Source organism: Chloroflexota bacterium, from assembly GCA_035652535.1.
In the GTDB taxonomy this organism is placed as follows: Bacteria; Chloroflexota; UBA6077; order UBA6077; family SHYK01; genus DASRDP01.
In genome coordinates, this window is the sequence record DASRDP010000068.1 from 1 (window position 1) to 10,378 (window position 10,378).

Annotated in this window: 11 protein-coding genes; 9 read left to right on the plus strand and 2 right to left on the minus strand. The window is 66.5% G+C overall.

Annotated features, from left to right (window positions below):
- Both VFC51_07625 and nth read left to right on the plus strand, forming a co-directional pair.
- The coding region (locus VFC51_07625) for a pitrilysin family protein (GenBank protein HZT06886.1) at positions 1-857 on the plus strand (857 nt) is incomplete at its 5' end.
- Positions 858-889: 32 nt separating this feature from the next.
- A complete protein-coding gene (gene nth / locus VFC51_07630) occupies positions 890-1,582 on the plus strand; it encodes an endonuclease III (GenBank protein HZT06887.1) in 693 nt (230 codons plus the stop codon).
- Here the strand turns inward: nth and VFC51_07635 are convergent, their stop codons facing one another.
- Positions 1,583-2,578, minus strand: coding sequence for a D-glycerate dehydrogenase (locus VFC51_07635; GenBank protein HZT06888.1), 996 nt, complete (start codon positions 2,576-2,578; stop codon positions 1,583-1,585).
- A 129-nt stretch (positions 2,579-2,707) separates the two neighbouring features.
- On the opposite strand from VFC51_07635, the gene VFC51_07640 reads away from it, so the two are divergent.
- The 7 genes from VFC51_07640 (at position 2,708) to VFC51_07670 (ending at position 9,199) form a co-directional block, all read left to right on the plus strand.
- On the plus strand, positions 2,708-3,580 hold the full coding sequence (locus VFC51_07640) for a polysaccharide deacetylase family protein (protein ID HZT06889.1): 873 nt from the start codon (positions 2,708-2,710) through the stop codon (positions 3,578-3,580).
- Positions 3,581-3,647: 67 nt separating this feature from the next.
- Positions 3,648-4,799 (plus strand): MFS transporter, encoded by a 1,152-nt coding sequence (locus VFC51_07645; GenBank protein HZT06890.1) that lies wholly within the window; start codon positions 3,648-3,650, stop codon positions 4,797-4,799.
- A gap of 125 nt (positions 4,800-4,924) precedes the next feature.
- A complete protein-coding gene (gene fbp, locus VFC51_07650; GenBank protein ID HZT06891.1) occupies positions 4,925-6,088 on the plus strand; it encodes a fructose-1,6-bisphosphate aldolase/phosphatase in 1,164 nt (387 codons plus the stop codon).
- 154 nt (positions 6,089-6,242) lie between these two features.
- Entirely contained in the window at positions 6,243-7,013 is a 771-nt protein-coding gene (locus tag VFC51_07655) for a 3-methyl-2-oxobutanoate hydroxymethyltransferase (protein ID HZT06892.1), read from the plus strand.
- Between the two features lie 139 nt (positions 7,014-7,152).
- Positions 7,153-8,139, plus strand: a complete 987-nt coding sequence (locus tag VFC51_07660; protein ID HZT06893.1) for a ParA family protein — start codon at positions 7,153-7,155, stop codon at positions 8,137-8,139.
- Positions 8,115-8,489, plus strand: a complete 375-nt coding sequence (locus VFC51_07665; protein ID HZT06894.1) for a hypothetical protein — start codon at positions 8,115-8,117, stop codon at positions 8,487-8,489. Before VFC51_07660 ends, VFC51_07665 begins: the two co-directional genes overlap by 25 nt.
- Positions 8,486-9,199: a tetratricopeptide repeat protein gene (locus tag VFC51_07670; GenBank protein HZT06895.1), complete on the plus strand. Its 714-nt coding sequence runs from the start codon at positions 8,486-8,488 to the stop codon at positions 9,197-9,199. Before VFC51_07665 ends, VFC51_07670 begins: the two co-directional genes overlap by 4 nt.
- A gap of 33 nt (positions 9,200-9,232) precedes the next feature.
- Here VFC51_07670 and VFC51_07675 read toward each other — a convergent pair.
- The coding region (locus VFC51_07675; protein HZT06896.1) for an ABC transporter substrate-binding protein at positions 9,233-10,378 on the minus strand (1,146 nt) is incomplete at its 5' end.

The window sequence follows — 10,378 nt, forward strand, 5'->3', positions numbered from 1 at the left end:
GACGGGCGGACCCGAACGCGTACATCGACGAGCTATTTCAGCGGGCGATCTTCGCGGGCCATCCGGCCAGCATTCCCGTCCTGGGAACGCCGGAGACGATCAGCGGGCTCAGCCCGGACTCCATCGCCGGGACGCGGGCACGCTTCTGGGCCGCGTCGAATCTCGCGCTCACCATCGCCGGGCGCATTCGCCCGGACGAGGCGCTAGCCCTCGCGGCGGAGTATTTCGGCAATCTCTTTTCCGGTTCGGCCAACGTCCGGGCCCCCGCCACCCCGACGGGATCGCCCTTCGGGGACGCCGTTCGCGCGACGGCCGGGCGCCAGCAGGCCGTGTTCCGCGTTGGCTACCTCGCGCCATCCCTGCTCGACGACGATCGGTACCCCATGGCTGTCCTGAACGCCGTTACCAGCGGCTCGTCCGGGCGGCTGTTCCGCGAGATTCGCAGCGCACGCGGCCTGGCCTACGTGGCGGGGTCCGGTTACAGCCCGCTGTCGGACACCGGGGCCTGGTTTGCCACGGCTGGCGTGGACCCCGATAACCTCGACGCGGCGTTGTCGGTCACCAGAGATTTGATCGAGCAGCTCCGCGAGCAGGCGCCATCGAGCGGGGAAACCAGCGACCGGCAGGGTGAGATCGCCGGGCGCCAGATCCTTGCTGACGAGACGAACGAGGCCCGGGTCGGTCGGCTCGCGTCTCAGGAGCTGCTGGGTACGGTGGCGACGGACGAGTATGTGCGCAGGGTCCGCGCTGTCACACCGGACGACGTGCTCCGCGTGGCCACCACCTACCTCGATCCATCCAGCGCGCTCGTCGTGATCGTCCAGCCCGAGTCAACGAGCCCGACCGGCCCGCCATGAACGGGCGGCTCGGACTCTAACCGGTTGACTCCGTGACGCAGCCGACCGACCGGCGGGCGCATGCCGAGCGCGTCATCCAAGGCTTGAAGCGCGCGTACCCCGATGCCCACTGCGAGCTGAATTTCACCTCGCCGTTCGAGCTGCTGGTGGCAACCATCTTGTCTGCCCAGTGCACGGATGAGCGCGTGAATCAGGTCACGGCCGACCTTTTTCGCCGGTACCGATCGCCAGCGGATTACGCGCGTGCGCCGCAGGAGGTCCTGGAGCAGGAGATCCATTCAACCGGGTTCTTCCGTCAAAAGGCGCGGTCCATTCGCGGAATGGCCGACGCTCTCCACAATCGGTTTGCCGACACGGTGCCGCGGTCGATCGACGAGATGGTGCAGCTCCCGGGCGTCGCGCGCAAGACGGCAAACGTCGTCCTCGGTTCTGCTTACGGCATCCCATCGGGCATCGTCGTCGATACCCACGTCCTCCGCGTCTCCTATCGCCTCGCGCTGACCGACCAGAAGCAACCGGAGAAGGTCGAGCAAGACCTGATGGACGTGGTGCCCAAAGATGAGTGGATCTGGTTCAGCCATGCCATGATCTGGCACGGCAGACGGGTCTGCTTCGCGCGCGCTCCCAACTGCGGTGGCTGCGTGTTGAATGACATCTGCCCCAAGCGAGGCGTGGGGGTTGGGCTTCAGAGCGGCGGGCGATCACGATCCCGCCGGGGCGGGTGATCAGCGGTACACTTCCGGGTTCGCGCAGTGGGGCAGTCGTTCACCGGCCAATCCAGCGATCAGGTTCGCGGCGGCCATCTGGGCCATTCGGTTCCGCGTGGCGTGGGTCGCGCTCCCAAGGTGCGGGCTAACAATGCATCGGTCGAGGCGAAGGAGCGGGTGATCGGCCGGAAGCGGCTCGGGATCCGTCACGTCGAGCGCGGCGGCGCCCAGGTGGCCAGAGCGGAGCGCGTCGACGAGCGCCGCCGTCTCCACGACAGGCCCACGCGCCGTATTGATCAGAATGGCGCCCGGCTTCATGCGCCGGAACGCCTCGGCATTGAAGAGATGGCGAGTTTCTTCCGTGAACGGCGTGTGGATGCTCACGAAGTCGCATTCATCGAGGAGTTGTTCGAAGCTTACCCGCGTCGCCCACTCTTCGCGCGTGTCTGGGCCGAGCCGCGTATAGAGCACGCGCATGTCGAATCCGCGGGCGCGCCGCGCGACCGCCTGCCCGATTCGCCCGTATCCCACTACTCCCAGCGTGGCGCCATGGACCTCCGCTCCGAGCAGAAGCTGCGGCTCCCAGGTGTGCCACTGCCCGCTCCGAACGTATCGGTCTCCTTCGATGAGGCGGCGCGCGGCCGCCATGAGGAGCGACCAGGCGAGATCGGCGGTCGCCTCGGTCAGGACGCCTGGGGTATTGCCGACGGGAATCTTCCTGCGCGTCGCCTCCGCCACGTCGACGTTGTCCACCCCGACGGCGAAGTTGCTGACGACCCGGAGTCCAGCCCCGGCGGCGTCCATGATCTCGACGTCGATCCGGTCAGTGAGGAGCGACAGAATCCCCGCGCATCCAGCGACCGATTCGCGTAGCGTCTCGTGGGATGGGGGGAGTGGGCCAGGCCAGACGTCGACGGAGAATCGCTCTCGCAATGGAACGAGGCCGGCCTCCGGGATCTGCCGTGTCACGAAGACACGCGGCGTAACCGGTTGGCGCGGCCCATCCGAGATCATGTGGCACCTCGTACGGGCATTCTACGAGCACGGGACGTCGCCGCGGAGCAGCTGCTGAAGGCGGGGGTACAATTCGAACCTCCGCCGGCGGTATCGAATGGCGTTAAGCGCGCGGCGGGCGAGGTGGGCATGCCAACCGACAACCAGCGCTACCCGTACTGGCCTCTTCCGGCCAGGCCGCCCCTCAAGTGGCCCAATGAGGCTCGCGTGGCCTTCTGGATCATCCCGAACGTCGAGCACTTTCGATTCGACAAGCTCGGGCCCGGATCTACCCTGTCGCCCGACGTCTACGAATTCGCCGTTCGCGACTACGGAGCACGCGTTGGCATCTGGCGGATGATGGACATCCTGGACAAGTATCAGCTGCGGGCCACCGTCGCGCTGAACGCCGACGTCTGCCGGTTCGAGCCCGACATCGTGAAAGCAGGCATGGAGCGACGCTGGGAGTGGATGGGCCACGGCATCACGAATTCCCAACGCCTCACCGGGCTTTCCGAGGATGACGAGCGCGGGCTGATTCGCCAGGTGGTCGACACCATCGCATCGACGACGGGCGCTGCCCCGACCGGCTGGCTGGGCCCGGGCCTCGGGGAGACGGATCGGACGCCCGACCTTCTCGCCGAGGCTGGGATCACCTACGTAGCCGATTGGGTGGCGGACGATCAGCCGTTTCCCATGCGCGTCAAATCGGGACGGCTCATCTCTGTGCCCTATTCGCAAGAGTTGAACGATATTCCCGTCTTCACGCGCAAGGGTCTGACGCCCGAGCAGTTCTATCAGCTCGTTTGCGATCAGTTTGACGTGCTGTATGACGAGGGCGGAACGTCGGGACGGGTCATGGCGCTCGCGCTCCATCCCTTCCTGTCAGGGCACCCGTTTCGCGCCCGGTGGCTCGACCGGGCCCTGCAGCACATTACGAGCCATCCCGACGTCTGGTTGACGACCGGGGGTGAGATCGCGCGCTGGTACTACGAGCGGTATTACGACGCGGCCCCGAAATAGCCCGGCCGTCGCCTCTGACGAGCGGGCTCGGGAGCGCGATCGGACCGAAAGCCGTCGCCGAGCCTGGTTGGTCTTCGCCGTCGTGTACTTTTGCAGCCTCATCGCTCCGTTCAACCAGTTCAAGGTGCCACCCCTCATCCCCGTCCTGATCCAGGACCTTCAAATCTCGGAGGTCCAGGCGGGACTCCTGATGTCGGTGTTCGCCGTGTCCGGTGCCATCCTCGCCCTCCCCGCCGGCCTCTTGTATCGACGCTACGGTCCGACCTTCGTCGGGACGGTGGCCGTGGCCAGCGCCGGCATCGGGTCCGCCATCGGCGCGTTGAGCGCGGATCCGTCCATGCTCCTCGCCGGCCGATTGATCGAGGGGACGGGAATGGGCATGACGGCGGTCGTTGCTATCGCCACCGTCGCGGCGTGGTTCCCTCCCGAGCGCCGCACCATTCCGATGGCCATCCTGACCACGTGGATTCCTGTGGGTCAGTCGCTGATTCTCGCCATCGCGCCGCGCGTCTATCTGCTGGCAGGCTGGCGGGCGGTCTGGTGGCTCGGAGCGGTGGTAGCCCTCCTGGCCGCTGCGCTTTTTGCCTGGCTGGTGCGGCTTCCGGTCGGCTCGACGTCGGTGACCTTGACGGCGCGCGCCTCGTCGATGCGAAGCGCGCTGCGCGAGCCCGGGCCCTGGTGGCTCGCCATCTTCTTCTCCACGTTCCACATGGCCCGGGCGGCATTTGGCACGTGGACGCCGACGTATCTGGTGAATGAGGCGGGATTCAGTCTGCAAGACGCGGCGACGACGGTCAGTCTCTTCTACCTCGCCAGCATCCCGGCTGCGCTGCCCGGTGGGTGGCTCATCGAACGCATTGGCTCGCGGAAGCGCGCGTACATCGCCGTGAGCCTGGCTTCGATCCCCGCCTACGCGGCCGCATACGTCCTGGATCCGCGCTTGGTGGGGCTCTTCGCGGTATGGACGGGGCTCTGCGCGGCAGTCGTCCCCACGGCGGTCAATGGAATCACACCGGAGACAGTTCGAGATCCCACGCTCGTTGGGCCGGCTGTGGGCGTTGTCGCCATCGGCCGAAACGGAGGCCAGCTCCTTGCGCCAGTCCTCGTTGCGCCGATCATCGCGGCCCATGCCCCTTGGGGATGGGTCGGCGGCGTGGTCGTGGTCCTGCTGCTCGCTGGCATCGCGGCGGGTTCTCGGGTTGGGGAGCGCGGCGCATGACCGGTTGAGGATGCAGCCGAGCGCCAGCTTGTGTTGTGCTCAATTGGGGCACTTCGCTACACTAGCAAAAGGGTCGTTTCGGTTCAGTTCCGGCGCGCCGGGCAATCAGAACGAGGAGATTTTCAATGGCGAAAGTCACCCTGAGCGTCATCAAGGCGGATATCGGCGGGTTCGTCGGTCACGGACAGGTGCATCCGGCCACTATGGACCGGTGTCGCGAGTGCCTGACAGACGCCCAAGCGCGGCGTCAGATCCTGGATTTTCACGTCTCATCCGTCGGCGACGACATCAATTTGATCATGACGCACGAACGCGGCGTTGATTCTGCCGCGATCCACGAGCTTGCCTGGGACACGTTCGTCGCCGCGACGGAGGTGGCGAAAGAGCTGCACCTGTATGGCGCTGGCCAGGACCTCCTCGCGGACGCCTTTTCCGGGAACATCCGCGGTCTGGGCCCGGGTGTCGCAGAGATGGAGTTCGAGGAGCGACCCAGCGACCCCATTATCGTCTTCATGGCGGACAAGACCGAGCCGGGTGCATTCAACCTGCCGCTCTACCGCATCTTCGCGGATCCGTTTAACTCCATCGGCCTCGTGATCGACACCAAGATGCACGAAGGCTTCTCCTTTGAGGTCCACGACCTCATCGAAAGTCGCAAGATCCTCTTCCATTGCCCCGAGGATCTGTACAGCATGCTCATGTTCATCGGATCTCCGGCTTTCAACGTGATCAAGTCCGTGTATCTGCGCGCCACCGGTGAGATCGCCGCGGCCGGGACCACCACGCGACTGTCCATGATCGCCGGCCGCTACGTTGGGAAGGACGATCCGACCCTCGTCGTGCGGTGTCAGAGCGGCCTACCCGCGGTCGGCGAGGTGCTGGAAGCCTTCGCCAACCCTCATTACGTCGCCGGCTGGATGCGCGGCTCGAGCTGCGGGCCGCTGACCCCAGTCGCGCAACGCGACGCTCATCCATCGCGGTTTGATGGGCCGCCGCGCGTGGTGGCGCTCGGGTTCCAACTCGCGAACGGGAAGCTGATCGGCCCCCGGGACATGTTCGACGACGTGTCCTTCGACGGGGCCCGGGCCATGGCGAACGACATGGCGTACCACATGCGGCGCCAGGGACCGTTCGAGCCTGCGCGGCTCCCCATGGACGAGATGGAATACACCACGATGCCGCAGATCATGAAGAAGCTGGGAGATCGATTCGAGCCGATCGACGGCGAGGCCCGCGAAGAGATCCTGGCCGGAGCGGCGTCCGCCGCCGAGGCGAGCCTCATCGACTGACGCGTCGGGAGGGGGCGCGCAAATCTGGCGCCCCCTCCCGATGCCACCCGCTCCGTTTTTTCGTCGTGTCGCTTGACGCGGTTTGCGCCTTCCCGCTCCGGTGCGGCGCGCCACGGCGGGGTGCCTATCGATGTATGAGTCAGGAGGAGTCCGCGTGGCAAAGCTGACGGTGACCTCGTTGCAGCAGATGAAGCGGGATGGGCAGAAGATCATGGCCGCGGTGTGCTATGACTTCCAGCTCTCCCGAATCCTCGATCGGGCGGGCGTGCCGCTGATCTCGGCCGGCGATAGCGTCGGGTACACGAACCTGGGCCAGCTGACGCGATACGGAACGACGATGGACGAAATGGTCCTGGTCAGCCGCGCGGTCGCGCGCGGAGCTGAGACGGCGGTCGTGAATGCCGATCTCCCCTTCGGCCCCGTTCAGGCGGGCTACAAGGAGGCCGTTCGGGCGGCAATTCGCCTCATCCAGGAGGGCGAGGCGCAGATGGTCAAGCTCGACAACGCCGCCGCGAACATGGATGCGGTGAATGCGATTGTGAACGCGGGCATCCCGCTGTGGCCACAGTTCGGCTTCTCGCCGCAGAGCTCCATGGCGATCGGCGAGTTCACCGCCCGCACGGAGGACATGCTGGCGCGGCGCCGCGAGCAGATCCTTCGCGAAGCGCAGGAGCTGGAGGCGGCGGGCGCCTCGTTGCTCGACCTGACGGGCGTGACGCACGATCTCTACGGCGAGGTGGCCAGGACGGTCAAGATCCCCGTGCTGGGAGGCCAGGCTGGGGCCGAGGCTGATGGTCGGATCTTCACCGGGTTCCAGGTCCGCGCCAGCGGCATCGACCAAGAGCGAACACCGATGAACATCGGTGGGTTCATCTACGACGCGGTGCGAACGACGCTGGACAACGTGAAGGCCGCGAAATTCTAGGGGGCGGCTGTTCGCTACCCCTGAACGGCCGCCAATGAGTGGGCATTCGACCGAGAGAATCATCCCCGTTTGGGTGTACTCCACTCATTGACGCGTGACCTATGCTTTCGCGCGATATGTTTCGCGCGGGAGCACGATGATGTCGGTGATCGCCGTGGCCAACCAGAAGGGTGGCGTCGGCAAGACCACGACCGTTGCCAATCTCGGCGCGGCCCTGAGCGAGCAGGGCTACCGCGTTCTGCTCGTCGACAACGACCCCCAGGCGAACCTGGCCATCACGCTGGGCGTAACGGATCCCGAAATCTTGTCCCCCACTCTCGGCGACCTGCTGGTCGAACGCGGCCACAATCTGACACGCGGGCACGTCGCCGACGCGATCGTTCGCACGCCGTCCCGTCTCGACCTCCTGCCGGCGAATTCGCGCCTGTCGGCGGCGGAGCTGGCGCTCATCGGGACCATCGGGCGCGAGATGATCATGCGAGATCTCCTCGCCCCGGAGATCGCGGAGTACGACTTCGTCGTGATCGACTGCCTGCCGAGTCTCGGCCTCCTCGCGATCAATGCCCTGGCGGCGGCCGACGGCGTCGTGATTCCCGTTCAGGCTGACTTTCTGGCCCTCCAGGGGCTGGCCCAGATGCTGGAAACCGTCAACGCCGTGCGGGCGAAGCTGAACGCGGGGCTCACGGTGCTGGGCGCGGTGCTCACCATGATGGACGTGCGGACGGCCCATGCGCGCGGCGTTGCCACGATGCTTCGGGAGGCGCTCATCGGGCAGGTCAGGGTGTTCGATGCCGAGATTCGGGCGCAGGTCGCGCTGAAGGACTGCGTGCAGGAAGGCCGCTCCGTCCTGGAGTACCGAGCGGAGAGCCAGGCGGCGATGGCCTACCGCCGCCTCGCTTCTGAAGTCATCGAGGCCCTCGAACCGCGACCGAACCCGGCGATGTGGGCGGAGCCCGGAAGCCGGACCGCCGAGGCGCTCGAGCCCGCGGTCGCGCTCGGGATCGCGTCCGCCCTCGAGCAGGCCCCGACTGCCCCACCCGCGGAGGCTGAGGCAATGGCGCCGCTGTCTCGGTTTGGCGCGTTTCTCGCGGGACGAGACGCGTGGCTCGGCCAGCAGGCCCGCTGACGGGCGCTCCGACCTCGGTCCTCGATCGGCTCCGCGAAGCGGCCAGCCCCGTCGCTCGGCAGCCCGGAGCCGCGCTGGCCGTGCTGACCGGGCAATGGAGCCAGGCGCGGGGCGCATTCTCGCGCGCCGAGGCGCACCTCCATCCACGCCGAAATGACGGTTCGACGTGGGCACGAGCGAAGACCATCTACCTGGATGATGCAGCCGAGGCTGACCTGCACTTCCTCGTCGATCTTCTTCAGCGCGCCGGTGGGCCGGCGACCAGGTCGCAGGCGGTTCGGCGGGCGCTGCGCGCCACGCGCCTGGCCCTGGAGCGCGACGGGCTCCACGAGGATAGTGCGGTGAGATGAGTCGTGAAGTAGTCGGCCAGCTGAGACGCGCCCGAGCGCAACTGGACGCGGGCGATTACGCGGCGGCGGCGGACACGTGCCAGAAGATTCTCGATGAAGAATGGTATTGTCTCCCCGCGCTGCGCATGTTGGCGCGGTCGGCAGCCGCGACCGGGCGGATCGACGTCGCCGAAGAGAGCTTTCGAGCGTGCGCCAATATCGATCCGGAGGACGATTTGGCGCACGTCGGGCTGGCCCTCTGCGCGGAGGCTCGAGGAGACCCGGAGGCAGCGGCCAACGAGTACCACCGGGCGCTGGAGCTTGCTCCGACGGACCTGGAGCTTGTTGCCGAGGTGAATCGGCGAATGGGCGCGGTTCATCGGACCCCGCTGATGGCGGCGCGCGAAGCGATGTCGCGGGGCGCGTTCGCGGATGCCCAGGAGCTGCTCGGCGAGCCGAGCGACGACGAAGACCTCGCCGTCGAGCTGACGCGCGCCCATGCGATGTGGGAGATGGGCGAGCCGCAGGGCGTCTGGGATCTCTGTTGGCGCCTCCTGCAAAAGCACCCAACCTGTGTCCGCGCTCTCCACTGGCTCCACCGGGCAGGCCCGCTCGTCGAGAAACCGCTTTACGTGCGGATCATGGCCAAGCGACTCCAGCAAATTGCGCCCGATCTCCCGCCCTTTTGCCCGTCCATCCGGGCCAACGAGTGCGCATCAAGCTCATCCTGAACTCCGGATGCGACGGCGTCAGACTGCCCGCGGCTACCGGTTCCACGACCAGGTGTGGACGTTCCAGAGCGAGGACGTCTGCATCGGCGTGATCATCGCCGGGCCGGTCAACCCCTTCCTCGCGATCACGCCATTCCCGTAGTAGTAGACGGGAATGACCGGGACTTCCTCCGCGATGTACTTCATGATGTCGGCCAGCACCTGCTGGCGAGCATCGACTTCAAGGGACGTCGTGAACCGACGATACAGCTCCTCGTAGGCAGGCGTCGTGTAGCCGCTGTAGTTCGAGCCCTTCCAGGATGTTCGTTCGCTGGCGATCTGGGCTGCCGAGAGGTTCTGCGGGGCATACGCGTTCGGGCTCCACGGCCACATAAAGCCGCCTCGCACGGTGTTCTTGCGCTCGTCGAGATTCGCGGCGCGTGGCGGCAGAGCGTCTGGGGTCGCCTGGATTCCCGCCTGCTGCCACTGGTTGCCGACCGTTTCGATCTCCTCCACGTTGCTGCCCTGACCGGTGGCGGCGATCTCCATGGCGAGCGGCTGTCCGCTGCCGTCGCGAAGCGCTCCGTCGGCGCCGGCTATCCACCCCGCGTCTGCCATGAGCTGCCGAACGCGATCGAGGTCGTAGGGATATCGCGCCAGGCCGCCGCGGTCGATCTGCGCGAAGACGGGGTCCTCCTCGAGAACGAAAGTGTCCGCGGCCTTCGTGAGCCCGTACTGCAGGGCGTCGCTCATTCCACGACGGTCAGTCGCATGCACGAGCGCACGACGCACGCGAACATCGCGCGCCCACGGCGCGGACGGATCGCGGAATTGGAGGTAGATGGATCGGATTCCGAACGGCACGAGGAGCGTCGTACCACCCTCTTGCCCCCAGCCATTTTCGACCGCCATGAGCTGGGTGGCGTCAAATCGGGCACCCATCGGGACCATGTCCAGGTCGCCGGAGAGGACGCCGGCCACGATGGCGTTGACGTCGCCAACGTACATCAGCAGGATGCGGTCGATCTGCGGACGGCCGCCGACGAAGCGGTCGAACGCCAGACCCTCAATGTAGCTGCCGCGCTGCCACTGCCCGAGCTTGTAGGGCCCAAGGCCGACGAAGTCATTGGTCCAGTACGGGTGGTTGATGAACGCCTGTTTGTCGCCGGCCTGATACGGGTCGCTCAGGATGTGGGCCGG

Coding starts and splice junctions, on each gene's coding strand:
- VFC51_07670 (HZT06895.1), top strand. CDS start 8,486: ATGAGTCGTGAAGTAGTCGGCCAGCTGAGACGCGCCCGAGCGCAACTG.
- VFC51_07635 (HZT06888.1), bottom strand. CDS start 2,578: ATGATCTCGGATGGGCCGCGCCAACCGGTTACGCCGCGTGTCTTCGTG.
- fbp (HZT06891.1), top strand. CDS start 4,925: ATGGCGAAAGTCACCCTGAGCGTCATCAAGGCGGATATCGGCGGGTTC.
- VFC51_07660 (HZT06893.1), top strand. CDS start 7,153: ATGTCGGTGATCGCCGTGGCCAACCAGAAGGGTGGCGTCGGCAAGACC.
- VFC51_07640 (HZT06889.1), top strand. CDS start 2,708: ATGCCAACCGACAACCAGCGCTACCCGTACTGGCCTCTTCCGGCCAGG.